This window comes from Phreatobacter sp. AB_2022a (genome assembly GCF_026847585.1).
GTDB lineage: Bacteria > Pseudomonadota > Alphaproteobacteria > Rhizobiales > Phreatobacteraceae > Phreatobacter.
Genome location: NZ_JAPSET010000024.1, coordinates 51,783 through 65,675, shown reverse-complemented (window position 1 = coordinate 65,675; position 13,893 = coordinate 51,783). Strand labels below are relative to the sequence as shown.

13 protein-coding genes are annotated in these 13,893 nt (G+C 68.8%); 9 read left to right on the top strand and 4 right to left on the bottom strand.

The features are described from left to right. Nucleotides 1-26: 26 nt before the first annotated feature. Nucleotides 27-1,127, bottom strand: coding sequence for an alkene reductase (locus OZ671_RS18115; RefSeq protein ID WP_268862039.1), 1,101 nt, complete (start codon nt 1,125-1,127; stop codon nt 27-29). Between the two features lie 250 nt (nt 1,128-1,377). Beyond that, nucleotides 1,378-2,235: a serine O-acetyltransferase gene (gene cysE, locus OZ671_RS18110; protein ID WP_442957099.1), complete on the bottom strand. Its 858-nt coding sequence runs from the start codon at nt 2,233-2,235 to the stop codon at nt 1,378-1,380. A gap of 780 nt (nt 2,236-3,015) precedes the next feature. Between cysE and OZ671_RS18105 the strand changes: the two genes are divergently transcribed. From OZ671_RS18105 to OZ671_RS18085, 5 genes are read left to right on the top strand one after another with little or no spacing between them, the layout of a single operon-like run. Next, entirely contained in the window at nt 3,016-3,978 is a 963-nt protein-coding gene (locus tag OZ671_RS18105; protein WP_268862038.1) for a sulfonate ABC transporter substrate-binding protein, read from the top strand. A gap of 36 nt (nt 3,979-4,014) precedes the next feature. Next, nucleotides 4,015-5,181 carry an FMNH2-dependent alkanesulfonate monooxygenase gene (ssuD, locus tag OZ671_RS18100; protein ID WP_268862037.1) on the top strand — a complete coding sequence of 389 codons (1,167 nt, stop codon included), beginning with the start codon at nt 4,015-4,017 and terminating at the stop codon, nt 5,179-5,181. A 35-nt stretch (nt 5,182-5,216) separates the two neighbouring features. Further along, complete coding sequence (ssuC, locus tag OZ671_RS18095) at nt 5,217-6,032, top strand: aliphatic sulfonate ABC transporter permease SsuC (RefSeq protein WP_442957101.1); 816 nt, start codon at nt 5,217-5,219, stop codon at nt 6,030-6,032. A gap of 10 nt (nt 6,033-6,042) precedes the next feature. Next, on the top strand, nt 6,043-6,873 hold the full coding sequence (locus tag OZ671_RS18090) for an ATP-binding cassette domain-containing protein (protein WP_268862036.1): 831 nt from the start codon (nt 6,043-6,045) through the stop codon (nt 6,871-6,873). Nucleotides 6,874-6,884: 11 nt separating this feature from the next. Continuing rightward, a complete protein-coding gene (locus tag OZ671_RS18085; protein WP_268862035.1) occupies nt 6,885-7,457 on the top strand; it encodes a flavin reductase family protein in 573 nt (190 codons plus the stop codon). 45 nt (nt 7,458-7,502) lie between these two features. Here the strand turns inward: OZ671_RS18085 and OZ671_RS18080 are convergent, their stop codons facing one another. After that, a complete protein-coding gene (locus tag OZ671_RS18080; RefSeq protein ID WP_268862034.1) occupies nt 7,503-8,852 on the bottom strand; it encodes an ATP-binding protein in 1,350 nt (449 codons plus the stop codon). After that, the gene (locus OZ671_RS18075; protein ID WP_268862033.1) at nt 8,849-9,523 is read right to left on the bottom strand and encodes a response regulator transcription factor; all 675 of its coding nucleotides are present in this window, start codon (nt 9,521-9,523) and stop codon (nt 8,849-8,851) included. Before OZ671_RS18075 ends, OZ671_RS18080 begins: the two co-directional genes overlap by 4 nt. 533 nt (nt 9,524-10,056) lie before the next feature. On the opposite strand from OZ671_RS18075, the gene OZ671_RS18070 reads away from it, so the two are divergent. The 4 genes from OZ671_RS18070 to OZ671_RS18055 are packed head-to-tail and all read left to right on the top strand — an operon-like array spanning nt 10,057 to nt 13,891. Further along, nucleotides 10,057-11,115 carry a sulfate ABC transporter substrate-binding protein gene (locus OZ671_RS18070; RefSeq protein WP_268862032.1) on the top strand — a complete coding sequence of 353 codons (1,059 nt, stop codon included), beginning with the start codon at nt 10,057-10,059 and terminating at the stop codon, nt 11,113-11,115. Continuing rightward, nucleotides 11,112-11,972, top strand: a complete 861-nt coding sequence (gene cysT, locus OZ671_RS18065; RefSeq protein WP_268862031.1) for a sulfate ABC transporter permease subunit CysT — start codon at nt 11,112-11,114, stop codon at nt 11,970-11,972. The genes OZ671_RS18070 and cysT overlap by 4 nt, the downstream gene beginning before the upstream one ends. Beyond that, entirely contained in the window at nt 11,965-12,828 is an 864-nt protein-coding gene (cysW, locus tag OZ671_RS18060) for a sulfate ABC transporter permease subunit CysW (protein WP_268862030.1), read from the top strand. Before cysT ends, cysW begins: the two co-directional genes overlap by 8 nt. Next, nucleotides 12,755-13,891 (top strand): sulfate/molybdate ABC transporter ATP-binding protein, encoded by a 1,137-nt coding sequence (locus tag OZ671_RS18055; protein WP_442957098.1) that lies wholly within the window; start codon nt 12,755-12,757, stop codon nt 13,889-13,891. The genes cysW and OZ671_RS18055 overlap by 74 nt, the downstream gene beginning before the upstream one ends. Nucleotides 13,892-13,893 lie beyond the last annotated feature (2 nt).

The following is a 13,893-nucleotide window of genomic DNA, read 5'->3' as shown; positions in this document are numbered from 1 at the left end:
TACTCGCTACTCGCTACTCGCTGACCTTACTCGGCCGCCTCGCTCAGCGCGGGATAGTCGGTATAGCCCTTGTCCGTGCCGCCATAGAGCGTCGCCCGTTCCACCTCGTTGAGCGGCGCGTCGCGGCGCAGCCGCTCCGGCAGATCCGGATTGGCGATGAACGCCTTGCCGAAGGCAATGGCATCGGCGCGTCCGGCTTCGATCGCGTCGATCGCGAGGTCGCGGGTATAGCCGTTATTGGCGATATAGGCGCCCGGGAAGGCCTTGCGCAGCGCCTGATAATCGAAGGCGACATTGTCGCGCGGGCCGCCGGTCGCGCCTTCCACCACGTGGATGAAACCGATGCCGCGCTTGGCGAGCTCGGCGACCAGATAGCCGAAGACGGCCTCGGGATCCGAGGTGACGGCGTCGTTGGCCGGGCTGACCGGCGACAGGCGGATGCCGAGACGGCCTTTCGGATAGACCTTGGCGACCGCATCGACCACTTCCAGCGCGAGGCGCGCGCGGTTCTCCACCGAGCCGCCATAGCTGTCGGTGCGCTGGTTGGTGCCGTCCTTCAGGAACTGGTCGATGAGATAGCCGTTGGCGCCGTGCAGCTCGATGCCGTCGAAGCCGGCGCGCTGGGCATTCTCGGCTGCCCGCACATAGTCGGCGACGATGCCGGGAAGTTCGCCCGCATCCAGGGCGCGCGGCGCCGAGGTCTCGACGAAGCCGGTCTCGATATAGGTCTTGGACTTGGCGGTGATCGCCGACGGCGCCACCGGCGCCGCGCCGTTCTCCTGCAGCGAGACGTGCGAAATGCGCCCGACATGCCAGAGCTGGACGAAGATGTGGCCGCCGGCGCCGTGCACCGCATTGGTGACATTGCGCCAGCCGGCGATCTGCGCGTCGGTATAGAGGCCCGGCGTCCAGATATAGCCCTGGCCCTGGCGGGAGATCTGGGTCGCCTCGCTGATGATCAGGCCGGCCGAGGCGCGCTGGGTGTAATATTCGACATTCAGCGGGTTCGGCGCGTCGGTGCCCGGGGTTGCCCGGTTGCGGGTCAGCGGCGCCATGGCCAGCCGGTTGGGCAGCGTCAGGTCGCCGATGCGGAAGGGCGTGAACAGGGCACTGGCGTCTTTGCTCATGAATCGTACTCTTTGGAGAGAAGGCGATGGTTTGGGGAGCGCGCTCCGAAGCCGGCTCAGGACAGGCGGCTGGCGCGACGGGTGAGGTGCGGATGAGTTAAGCGCCTTCGGCCCTTGCCGCCCCCCTCGCACGCGCAGGTCAGCCCCGCAAGCGGCGAATGGGCGCCGCAAATCGCGAAACGGCGCCAGGCGCCAGGGCGTACAGGCCGCAGGTCACGGCTCCCGATCCGTTCGCCCGCCGCGGCGCGCCTCAGATCACGTAGGAGAACGAATCGTAGGCCTCGCGGCTGAGGATCTGGTCCATCGAGCGCGCGGGTTCGGCGCAGCCCGCCGATCCCACGGGTTTCGCCGGCACGCCGGCGACCGTGGTGTTCGGCGCGACCGGCTGCAGAACCACGGAGCCCGCCGCCACGCGCGCGCAGCGCCCCACCTCGATATTGCCGAGGATCTTGGCGCCGGCGCCGATCAGGACACCGCGGCGCACCTTGGGATGCCGGTCGCCGGTCTCCTTGCCGGTGCCGCCCAGAGTCACGTCCTGCAGGATCGAGACGTCGTCCTCGATGACCGCCGTCTCGCCCACCACCAGGCCGGTGGCATGGTCGAGGAAGATGCCGCGGCCGATCTTCACCGCCGGATTGATGTCGACCTGGAACACTTCCGATGCCCGGCTCTGCAGATAGAGGGCGAAATCGCGCCGGCCCTGGCCGAACAGCCAATGCGCCAGCCGGTGCGCCTGAATGGCGTGGAAGCCCTTGAAGAACAGGACAGGGTCGACCAGCCGGCTCGCCGCCGGATCGCGGTCGATGACGGCGGCCGCATCGGCGCGGATCGCGGCGCCGATCGCGGGCGAGCCCTTCAGCGCCTCGGTGAAGGCATCGTGCAGGATGTCGGCCGGCACTTCCATATTGCCGAGGCGGGCCGAGACGCGGCGCGCCACGGCATCCTCGAACGAATGGGCATGACCGATGGTGCGCAGAACGAGGGTCGCGAGTTCGGGATTGGCGGCGGCAACCTCGTTGGCTTCGCTGCGCAGGCGCAACCACGCCGCGTCCGCCATGTCGGTGGGCAGCCGGATGACGGCGCCAGCATTGCTGTGGATTTGAGCCATGATGAGACCGATCCCGTCGATGGTGACAGGCTTCGAGGGAACACCGTCGGCGCTTGAGGAATCAAGTCAAATCCAGGCGATGAAACAATCATCTCGGCCGACAGGGAAGAATAGAAAAATATAATCGTCGGCAAATTTGAAAACAGAAAATCAATCTCCAGCGGGACGGCGCCGAACAGACATTCTCCGATGCGGCCGCCGTCGGCAATGGCATTTTCCAGGACGGTGAACATTCGCAAGCCTGTTCCAATTGACTTCGCATGCTGGGCCGATCGAGCATCCGAACCATCGCGCAGGTTCTCTGGAAAGCGGTGTCGCCATGGCTTGGATCAGGAAAGCGCTGGATCATTATTACGGCCGGCTGGTCGAACTCGACCGGACGTCGTTCCCTTTTCCGTGGGGCTGGTACTGAGCGCGGACCTGCCGCCCCTGACGGCCGAGCGGGACGACGGGCCGCCGCCGGAAACCATGAGCGCACATGATATCGGCGCGCGGGCCGATGGGCCGCTGGTGCTCCTGCGCCATGACCGCGATGAGGTTCTGTCGGCCGGGCTCTGACCGGGCGCGCGGACAGCCTCCCGGGCCGCCTGGCGATCCATGCGGCGGGGCCGGGCGAGCGAGCGGCCGCGCAGTAGAACCGGGAGCCATTTTCGCATTTCCTGCGAGATGGAAGTTCTAAAAATCGCAATAAATAGAAAAATACCGCACAATTGACTTCAAGTCCCCACCTGAACGACCGTTGAGACAAGTCATTTCGATGAAGTATGAAGGTTACAGGCGATGGATCGCAGGGCGTTTCTGGCCGCGACTGTTTCAGCCGGCGGTTCTCTCCTCGGTGCTCCGGCACCGGCCCCCGCGCAGCAGGCCGCGCCGCGCGAATTGCGCATCGGCTTCCAGAAGAACGGGGTCCTGCTGATCGCGAAACAGCAGGGCGTGCTGGAGCGTCGTTTCGGCCCGCTCGGCATCCAGGTCAAATGGACCGAGTTTTCGTTCGGGCCGCCGCTTCTCGAAGCGTTGAATGTCGGTTCGATCGACTACGGGCCGACGGGCGATGCGCCGCCGATCTTCGCCCAGGCGGCGCGCGCCAACCTCTACTACGCTGCGGCCAATGAAAGCGCCGGCAACGGCTCGGCCATCCTGGTGCCGGCGGGATCGCCGATCCGCGTGCTCGCCGACCTCAAGGGCAAGCGCATCGGCTTCGCGCGCGCCTCCAGCGCTCACAATCTGACGATCGCCGCCATCGAAAAGGCGGGCCTCGGCTATGCCGATTTCACGCCGGTCCATCTGCCGCCGGCCGATGCGCGCGCCGCCTTCGAACGCGGCGCGATCGACGCCTGGACCATCTGGGATCCCTATTTCGCCATAGCCGAAACCATTCCGGGCACGCGCATCCTGTCGCTGTCGCGCGGCATCGTCGCCCAGAATTCTTTCTTCCTTTCCGGGCGCGCCTTCACCGATCGCCATCCGGCGGTGGTCACGGCGCTCAACGAGGAGCTCGCGGTGGTCGCAGGCTGGGCCGGCGATCACCGCGACGCGGTGGCCAGCCTGCTGGCCGAGGCGACCGGGCTCGACCGCGCCGCGTGGCAGCGTGCTGTCGCGCGCACCGAATTCGGCGTCGGTCCGCTCAGCCCCGCCGCGGTCGCCGAGCAGCAGCGGCTCGCCGACCGCTTCCACCGGCTTGGCCTCATTCCGCGGCCGATCACCGTCAGCGACATCGTCTGGCGGCCCCAGCCGCGGGCCTGAGCACCCGTCCGTCCCGCGCCCCCAATCGAGGTTCCCATGACCGTGCACACCGCCCCGCAGAATCCGCTCGATCTCTTCTGGTTCATCCCCGTCAGCGGCGACGGCTCCTATCTCGGCACGACCGACGGCCACCGCCCGGCCGATTTCCGCTATCTGAAGGAAATCGCCCAGGCGGCCGACCGGCTCGGGTTCGCAGGTGTGCTGATCCCGACGGGAAGGGGCTGCGACGACCCGACCATCACGGCGGCGGCGCTCGCCGCCCATACCGAGCGGCTGAAGTTCCTGGTCGCGCTGCGGCCGGCGGTCGCCTCCCCCACCTTCGCGGCGCGCCAGGCCGCCGCGCTCGACCGGATCAGCCAGGGCCGCTTCATCGTCAACATCGTCACCGGCGGCAATCCGTCCGAGCTTGCCGCCGACGGCGTGCATCTCGGCCACGACCAGCGCTACGCCCATACGCGCGAGTTCCTCGCCGTCTACCGGCCGCTGCTCGAAGGCCGCAAGGTCGATCTCGACGGCGAATTCATTCGCGTCGCCGGCGCGCGTCTCGATTTTCCGCCGGTGCAGCGGCCTGCGCCGCCGATCTGGTTCGGAGGCTCCTCTGACACGGCGCTCGATGTCGCCGCCGAACATGTCGATGTCTATCTGACCTGGGGCGAGCCGCCGGAGGCGGTCCGGACCAAGCTCGACGCGGTGCGCGAGCGGGCGGCCCGCCATGGTCGCACCGTGCGTTTCGGCCTGCGCATCCATCTGATCGTGCGCGAGACCGACGCAGAGGCCTGGGCCGCGGCCGACCGGCTGATCTCCAGGCTGCCGGACGAAGCGATCGCGGCGGCGCAGAGAAAATTCGCCGAGGAGTCGGATTCGATCGGCCAGAAACGGCAAAGTGCGCTCATCCGCGGCCGCGACAATCTGGAGATCGCGCCGAACCTGTGGGCCGGCATCGGCCTCGTGCGCGGCGGCGCCGGCACGGCGCTGGTCGGCAGCCCCGCGACGGTCGCGGCGCGTCTTGCCGAATATCAGGCCCTCGGCATCGAAACGATCATCGCCTCGGGCTATCCGCATCTGGAGGAAGCCTATCGCGTGGCCGAGCTCCTGTTCCCGGTTCTCGGCATCACGGCGCGGCCAGCCGGCGCACACCGTACGCAGATCGGCGAGTTCGGCGTCAGCGGCACCGGCCTCAGCATTGCCGCCGCGGCCTCGTGAGACGCGCCGTGACCGATCTCGCCCCGACCTCTGTCATTCCGCGCGGCCGTCCCGCGCCTTCCGCCGCCGGCCCCGACTGGCGCGAGACGCTGATCGCTTCGTCGGCGACGCCGTGGCTGCTGCCGTCGGCCATTCTCGTCGTCTGGCAGCTGGCGAGCCATGTCGGCATCCTGCCCGCCAACGTGCTGCCGGCGCCGACCGATGTCATGGAGGCGGCATGGCGCCTCACCCTAAGTGGCGAGCTTTTCGGCCACATCGCCGTCAGCTTCCGGCGCGCGGTCTCGGGCTTCCTGGTCGGCGGCACGCTCGCCTTCGCGCTCGGGCTCGCCAACGGGCTGTCCGTGCTGTCGGAACGGCTCACCGACACGACCGTGCAGATGCTGCGCAACATTCCGAACCTGGCCCTGATCCCGCTGGTCATTCTCTGGTTCGGCATCGAGGAAGAGGCGAAGCTCTTCCTCACCGCGCTCGGCGTCTTTTTCCCCGTCTACATCAACACCTTCCACGGCGTGCGCACGGTCGATCCCCAGCTCGTCGAAATGGGCCGCTCCTACGGCATGGGCCGGCTGGAACTGTTCCGGCGCGTCATCCTGCCCGGCGCCCTGCCATCGATCTTTGTCGGCCTGCGTTACGGCCTCGGCATCATGTGGCTGACGCTGATCGTCGCCGAGACCATCGCGGCCAGTTCCGGCATCGGCTACATGGCCATGAACGCGCGTGAATTCATGCTGGTCGACGTGGTCGTGCTGGCCATCCTCATCTATGCCGCGCTCGGCAAGGCCGCCGATGCCGCGGTGCGGTTCCTGGAGCGCCGTTGCCTTGCCTGGCATCCGGCCTTCCGGACGGCGTGAGGAGGCGGTCATGACCCTCGCCGATTCCCGGCAGGACCGCCTGGCGCAGCGCTTCGACGGCCTGTTCGCCGATCCCGCCGCGCTCGCCCGCGCCGCCCGCGGCGTTGCCGTCGAGGCGCATGGCCTCGACCGGCGCTTCGGTGCCACCGAAGTGCTGCGCGGCCTCGATCTCGCCATTCCCGCCGGCCAGTTCCTGGCGATCGTCGGGCGCAGCGGCTGCGGCAAGAGCACGCTGCTGCGCATTCTCGCCGGTCTCGACCGGCCGGATGCAGGCCGCCTCGTCATCGGTGACAGCGACCGGCCGGCCGCGGCACGGCTGATGTTCCAGGAGCCGCGGCTTCTGCCCTGGGCGAGAGTGCTCGCCAATGTCGAGGTCGGGCTTGGCGCCGACCGCCGCCATGACGGGGCGGTACGCGCCCTGGACACGCTGCGCGCGGTCGGCCTCGGCGAGCGCGCCGGCGAATGGCCGGCCGTGCTTTCCGGCGGGCAGAAGCAGCGCGTCGCGCTCGCCCGGGCCCTGGTCTGCCGGCCGCGCTTCCTGGCGCTCGACGAGCCGCTCGGCGCGCTCGATGCCCTCACCCGCATCGAGATGCAGCAGCTGCTCGAGCGGGTCTGGCTCAACCAGGGCTTTACCGCCGTGCTCGTCACCCACGATGTCGCCGAGGCGCTGACGCTCGCCGACCGGGTCGTGCTGATCGAGGACGGCCGCATCGCGCTCGACCTCGCCGTCGACCTGCCACGCCCGCGCCGCCGCGGCTCGGTCGCGCTTGCCCGGCTCGAGGAGCAGATCCTGAAACGACTGGTCCACGACGAGCCGCTCGCCCCCGACTATTCGATCTGATCGGACAGCCCATGAACGCCCTGACCCCCGTGCCGCTTGCCGCCAATCCCCTGGCCGCCGATGCGAATGCCTTCCGGGCCGCCATGCGCCAGCTCGCCGGCGGGGTCAGCGTGGTGACCGCCGGCATCGGCGAAGACCGCACCGGTCTCACGGCGACCTCGCCCGTGTCGCTGTCGGTCGATCCGCCGACCATGCTGCTCGCCGTCAACCGATCCGCCTCGGCCCTGCCGGTGATCGCCGCCTACAGGCATTTCGCGGTCAATCTGCTGGCGGCGGACCAGCAGGTCGTCGCCGAGAACTTTGCCGGCAAAGGCGGCCTGAAGGGACCGCGGCGCTATCGCGACGCCGCATGGACGACACTGGCGACCTGCGCGCCGATTCTCGAGGGTGCGCTGGCTTCGGTCGACTGCGAGCTGGAGGAGCTGATCGAGCGCCACTCCCACGTCATCGTCATCGGCCGGGTCGCGGCGGTCCGCGTGGGCGACGCGAAGACCGGCGCGCTGGCCTATTGGCGCGGCGGCTACGAGCGCCTCGGCACGGCGCCGGCGGAGATCAGCCTGAGCGCCGGGCTGGCGGCCTATTGAGCGGGCCGGCGCGACCCGCTTCGGGCCGCGCCGGGCCGGGACATGTCAGGGCAGGACGATGTCGACCTTCAGTCCGCCGAGCGGTGAGCGCGTCAAGGTCAGGTCGCCGCCATAGGCCTCGACCAGGTCCTTGACGATGGCGAGGCCGAAGCCCGAGCCTTCGACCTGCTCGTCCAGCCGGCGGCCGCGCTCGATCTCATAGGACAGCGTATCGCCCGGCAGGCCCGGACCGTCGTCCTCGACCGTGATGTGGATGGCGCCGGCGGCTTCGGCCGCGGTGATCAGCACCTTGCCGCGCGCCCATTTGCGCGCATTGTCGACCACATTGCCCATCACCTCGGTAAGGTCGGTCTCGTCCATGGGCGCCGCGGCCTCGGCGGGAATACGCGTCTCGAAGGCGATCGGCCGCGGGCTGGGCAAGGCCGACAGGGCTCTGGTCAGGGTTGCCGCGACCGGGGCGACCGGTGTCGGGTGGCTGCGGCGGAAGGCGCGCACGCCGGCGCGGGCGCGCACCAGTTCGCGCGTCACGTGCCGGCTCATCCGCTGCACCTCGCCTTCGATATCGGCCGCCGCTTCCGCCTGGCCGGCGTCGCGCAGCTGGCGCGCCGTGGACGTGAGCACGGCGAGCGGCGTCTTCAGGCCGTGGGCGAGGTCGCCGGCGCGCGCCCGGGCGGTGACGAGATCGGCATTGCGCGCCTGCAGCAGCGCATTGAGATCGTCCACCAGCGGCTTGACCTCGTCGGGAAATCGGCCCTCGACGCTCGTCTTGCGGCCGAGATGGACCTCCATCAGCGCGGCGCGCAGCGCCCTGAGCGGCGCGAGGCTGGCGCTGGTCGCGAACCACAGCGTCGCCACCAGGGCGAAGCCGAGCGCGGCGAGCGAGGACGCGGCGAACTGGATGAAGGCGGTGCGCGCTTCGTCCAGCTCGCCCTGGTCGAGGCCGACGACGATGCGGGCGATGGTCGGCGCACCGCCGCGCGAGACCACGACGCGGCGCTCGAGCACGAACATCCGCCGTCCCTCCGGGGCCGGCCGTTCGTAGATGGCGACGTCGTTGCCGGTCGGCGGCTGCGGCCGCCAGTCGATGGTGAAGTCGAGCAGCGAGCGCGATTTCAGGTCGATATGCTGGTCTCGGCCGGCCTGCCAGTAATAGCCGCCATAGGGCGTGCGGAAGCGCGGATCGGAGAGGTCGCCGTCGATGACGAGCCGCCCATCTGCCCCGATCCGGGCATTGGCGGCGAGCGTGCGCAGGTCGTCGCCGACCTCGGCCACGGCGCGGGCGCGGATATTGCCGTCGAAGATGAGGGTCAGCATGAAGCCGGCCAGCACCAGGGCGACCGTGATCGCGCAGGCGGCGATGATGGTGAAGCGCGCCCGGAGCGAGCTCGGAATCACGAGGTGCCGCCCTCGGTCGGCATGACGCAATAGCCGTGGCCACGCCGGGTCTCGATGACCGGCGTGCCGAGCTTCTTGCGCAGCCGGGCGATCAGCACCTCTATGGCGTTGGAATCGTGCTCCTTGTCCTGGTCGTAGATGTGGCTGCCGAGTTCGCTCTGCGACACGACGCGGCCATTCTGCAGGATCAGGTAGGTCAGCAGCCGGTATTCGAGCGGCGTCAGCGCCACGGCCCGGCCGTCGACCGCGACGTCCTTCTTGCGCGTGTCGACCTCGACCGGACCGACGGTGAGGACGGCGGAGGCATGGCCGCTGGCGCGCCGGGTCAGTGCCCTGACGCGTGCCACCAGCTCCTCCATATGGAATGGCTTGGTCAGATAGTCGTCGGCGCCGGAATCGATGCCCTCGACCTTCTCGCGCCAGCCGTCGCGCGCGGTGAGCAGCAGCACCGGCATGCGCCGGCCGGAGGCCCGCCATTTGCGCAGCACGGTGAGCCCGTCCATCACCGGCAGCCCGAGATCGAGCACGACCGCGTCGAAATCCTCGCTGTCGGCACGGAACCAGCCGTCCTCGCCGTCGCCGCTCGTTTCCACGATGAAGCCGGCGCCGGAGAGCGCCGCGCCGATATCGGCGGCGATCCGCTTTTCGTCCTCGATCACCAAAACGCGCAAGGCCGCTATCCTCGTGAAGGCCGCACCTCTGTCATCTGACAATCGATCGCGATGGCCCTGTCAATCGGCTTTTGACGGCCGACGCGCGCGACCACACCGTCCGTGGCGGAGAGGCCCGCCGCCAATACTCCGCGAATAGTGCCGGCATCGGCCGTCCCGGCTGCGGCGTGGCCGGTATCGACAATGGCGCCAGGCCCCGGAATTTGCCATCTTCATAGAACAATCTTCCCCGGCATTGGCGGGACAAAGCCGCGGCGTGGAACATTCTCTCTGTCGGGGGATTGCATCGGGTGCGCCCGTCATGGCCTTTCCGACGGGTTCGGAACGCGTTGCGCAAGGTGATGCCAGAGTAAAATGACCTCTGCGGCGCAGTCTGCACCATCATGAATTTCTCCCGATCTGTCATGCCGCGACCGAGGTCTTCTTTTCTGAGTCTAACATCTTGAATTGACAGTCGTCTTCGGCCTTTCTCTGACGTCGTGGCGGTCTCAATGGCGAGGGCCACGGCGCTTCAGCCACATGTGGGGACCGACATGTTCGTGAGCCTGGGCTCTCATCGTCTTCGTGATCTTGCCGGCGTCGCACTCGCCTTCGGCTTCGTCCTGGCGACGACGCTCTACGTGCGGGCGCAGGCGCCGGCCGCCGTCACCCTCGTCAATGTGTCCTACGATCCGACCCGCGAGCTCTACCGGGCCATCAACGAGGCCTTCGCGAAGGAGTGGCAGGGCCGCACCGGCCAGCGCGTGACCATCCGCACCTCGCATGGCGGCTCGGGCCGGCAGGCCCGCTCGGTGATCGACGGCCTGGAGGCCGATGTCGTGACGCTCGCGCTGGCCGGCGACATCGATGCCATCGCCCGCGAGTCGCGCCGCCTGCCCGACAACTGGCAGTCGCGTCTGCCGAACAATGCTTCGCCCTATACCTCCACCATCGTGTTCCTGGTCCGCAAGGGCAATCCGAAAGGTATCCGCGACTGGGACGACCTGGCCAAGCCGGGCATCGCGGTGATCACGCCCAATCCGAAGACCTCGGGCGGCGCGCGCTGGAACTATCTCGCCGCCTGGGCCTACGAGCTGCAGCGCAGCAACGGCGACCAGGCCGCCGCCCGCCGGCTCGTCGAGGCGATCTTCCGCAACGTTCCGGTCCTCGACACCGGCGCGCGCGGCTCCACCACCACCTTCGTCCAGCGCGGCATCGGCGACGTGCTGATCGCCTGGGAGAACGAGGCCTATCTCGCCCTGCAGGAATTCGGCGCCGATAAGTTCGATATCGTCAATCCCTCGGTGTCGATCCTCGCCGAGCCGCCGGTCTCGGTGGTCGACCAGGTGGTCGACCGGCGCGGCACCCGCCAGGTCGCCGAGGCCTATCTGCAGTTCCTCTATAGCGCCCAGGCCCAGGCGATCATCGCCCGCAACTTCTACCGGCCGGTCCATCCCGAACATGCCGACCGCGCCGACATTGCGCGCTTCCCGCAGATCAGGCTCGTGACCATCGACCAGGTCTTCGGCGGCTGGACCAAGGCCCATGCCGACCATTTCGCCGACGGCGCCGTCTTCGATCAGATCTACCGGCCGGGAGCGCCGGGCAGATGACCGCGGCGAGCCTGTCAGCGTCGGTCTTCAGCTTCCGCAAGCCGAGCGCCCTGCCCGGCTTCGGGCTGACGCTCGGGTTCACGCTCGTCTATCTCTCGCTGATCGTCCTGATCCCGCTCGCGGTCCTGGTCTGGCGGGCGAGCGGTCTCGGGCTCGACGGGATCTGGCGCATCGGCACGTCGCCGCGCGTTTTGGCGGCGCTCGAGACGAGCTTCTTCATCTCCTTCGCCGCAGCCGCGCTGAACGCGGTATTCGGTTTCATCCTCGCCTGGGTGCTCACCCGCTACTGGTTTCCCGGCCGGGGCCTGATCGACGCCATGGTCGATCTGCCTTTCGCCCTGCCGACCGCCGTTGCCGGCATCGCCCTCACCGCTCTCTACGCACCCAATGGCTGGATCGGCGCGCTCGTCGCGCCGCTCGGCGTCAAGGTCGCCTATACGCCGCTCGGCATTTTCGTGGCGCTGGTCTTCATCGGCCTGCCCTTCGTGGTGCGCACGGTGCAGCCGGTGCTCGCCGATCTCGACCGCGAGATCGAGGAGGCCTCGGCGACGCTTGGCGCGAGCCGCCGCCAGACCGTGCTGCGCGTCGTCCTGCCGCCGCTGCTGCCGTCGGTGCTGACCGGCTTCGCCCTCGCCTTCGCGCGCGCCGTCGGCGAATACGGCTCGGTCATCTTCATCGCCGGCAACATGCCGTTCCGATCGGAAATCGCGCCGCTGCTGATCGTCGTCCAGCTCGAAGAGTTCAAATATGCCGAGGCGACGGCGATCGCGACCATCATGCTGGCCATCTCGTTCCTGGCGCTGCTGGCGATCAACCTGCTGCAGGCCTACAGCCGGCGGAGGTTCGGTCATGCATGAGCCGCGTCCCGCCTGGCCGCCGTCGGCCACCGGCGAGCGGCCGGTCACCCGCTTGATCCTGATCCTCGTCGCGATCGGCTTTCTCGCCCTGTTCGTCCTGCTGCCGCTCGTCGCCGTCTTCGCCGAGGCGTTCCGCCGTGGCGTGCCGGCCTTCCTCGACGCCTTCGGCGACGAGGACACGCTGGCCGCGATCCGCCTGACCTTGCTGGTCGCCGCCATCACCGTTCCGGCCAATCTCGTCTTCGGCATCGCCGCGGCCTGGGCCGTCGCCAAGTTCGAATTCCCCGGCAAGAGCCTGCTGGTGACGCTGATCGACCTGCCCTTCTCCGTCTCGCCGGTCGTCTCGGGCCTCATCTACGTGCTGCTGTTCGGCGCCCAGGGCCTGTTCGGCGCGACGCTCGACGCGCACGGCCTGAAGATCATCTTCGCCGTGCCCGGCATCGTTCTCGCCACGATCTTCGTCACCTTCCCGTTCATCGCCCGCGAGCTCATCCCGCTGATGCAGGAACAGGGCACGAGCGAGGAGGAGGCTGCCCTGACGCTCGGCGCCTCGGGGCTTCGGACCTTCCTGACCATCACGCTGCCGAACGTCAAATGGGCGCTGCTCTACGGCGTCCTGCTCTGCAACGCCCGCGCCATGGGCGAGTTCGGCGCCGTCTCGGTGGTGTCGGGCCATATCCGTGGCCTCACCAACACGATGCCGCTCCATGTGGAGATACTCTACAATGAGTACAACTTTGTCGGTGCCTTCGCAGTCGCTTCGCTCCTCGCAGGGCTTGCCCTTGTCACGCTTTTCGCGAAATCGATCCTCGAATGGCGATACGCGGACGCTCTCGCCGGCGCGCGTGGGCACTGACGCGCGGCACGCCGTCGCGATCCGGGCGCAGGGCCTGATCAAGTGGTTCGGCGCCGGCACCGCGGCGCTCGACGGCATCTATCTCGACGTCCGGCCCGGCGAGCTCCTGGCCCTGCTCGGCCCGTCCGGCTCCGGCAAGACCACGCTCTTGCGTGCCGTCGCCGGCCTCGAACAGGTGGATGCCGGCCAGATCCTGTTCGACGAGGAGAATGCCACCGCCCTGCCGGTCCAGGCGCGCAAGGTCGGCTTCGTCTTCCAGCACTATGCCCTGTTCCGCCACCTCAACGTGGCCGACAACATCGCCTATGGGCTGAATGTCCGGCCGCGCGCCCAGCGGCCGCCGCGCGCGGAGATCCGGCGGCGGGTCGCCGAGCTTCTCGATCTCGTCCAGCTCTCCGGCCTCGAAAAGCGCTTTCCCGCGCAGCTCTCGGGGGGCCAGCGCCAGCGTGTCGCCCTTGCCCGGGCGCTCGCCGTCGACCCGAAAGTGCTGCTGCTCGACGAACCCTTCGGCGCGCTCGACGCCCAGGTCCGGCGCGATCTCAGGCGCTGGCTGCGCGAGATTCACGACCGCACCGGCCACACCACCCTGTTCGTCACCCACGACCAGGACGAAGCGCTCGAGCTCGCCGACCGGGTGGCCATCCTCAACAAGGGCCGGATCGAGCAGATCGGCACGCCGGACGAGATCTACGACCATCCCGCGACCGCCTTCGTCGCCGGCTTCATCGGCGGCGCCATCAAGCTGGATGCCGAGGTCCGCGACGGCACGGTGTGGGCCGGCGGCGCGCAGCTCGTCTCGGCGCCGATCGGCACGCCGCCGGGCCCGGTCGAGCTGTTCATCCGCCCCGAGGACCTCGCGCTCGCCGATCCGGGCACGCCGGCCGTCAAGGCTCGCGTCGTCGGCGTGCGGCGCTCCGGGCCGGCGCGCCGCGTCGATGTCGTGCTGGCCGATGGCCAGCCGGCGGTCGAGGTCGAAGTGCCCACCGGCCTGCCGGTCGGCCGTGGCGAATGGCTGTCCGTCGCGCTCAGGACGGTGCGGCTTTTCCCCGCCGCCCGCCTCTGAGG

What these genes read in the sequence shown, in the direction of transcription:
- OZ671_RS18115 (WP_268862039.1), bottom strand. Translation starts at nt 1,127, where the DNA reads ATGAGCAAAGACGCCAGTGCCCTGTTCACGCCCTTCCGCATCGGCGAC.
- cysE (WP_442957099.1), bottom strand. Translation starts at nt 2,235, where the DNA reads ATGGCTCAAATCCACAGCAATGCTGGCGCCGTCATCCGGCTGCCCACC.
- OZ671_RS18105 (WP_268862038.1), top strand. Translation starts at nt 3,016, where the DNA reads ATGGATCGCAGGGCGTTTCTGGCCGCGACTGTTTCAGCCGGCGGTTCT.
- ssuD (WP_268862037.1), top strand. Translation starts at nt 4,015, where the DNA reads ATGACCGTGCACACCGCCCCGCAGAATCCGCTCGATCTCTTCTGGTTC.
- OZ671_RS18090 (WP_268862036.1), top strand. Translation starts at nt 6,043, where the DNA reads ATGACCCTCGCCGATTCCCGGCAGGACCGCCTGGCGCAGCGCTTCGAC.
- OZ671_RS18085 (WP_268862035.1), top strand. Translation starts at nt 6,885, where the DNA reads ATGAACGCCCTGACCCCCGTGCCGCTTGCCGCCAATCCCCTGGCCGCC.
- OZ671_RS18070 (WP_268862032.1), top strand. Translation starts at nt 10,057, where the DNA reads ATGTTCGTGAGCCTGGGCTCTCATCGTCTTCGTGATCTTGCCGGCGTC.
- cysT (WP_268862031.1), top strand. Translation starts at nt 11,112, where the DNA reads ATGACCGCGGCGAGCCTGTCAGCGTCGGTCTTCAGCTTCCGCAAGCCG.
- cysW (WP_268862030.1), top strand. Translation starts at nt 11,965, where the DNA reads ATGCATGAGCCGCGTCCCGCCTGGCCGCCGTCGGCCACCGGCGAGCGG.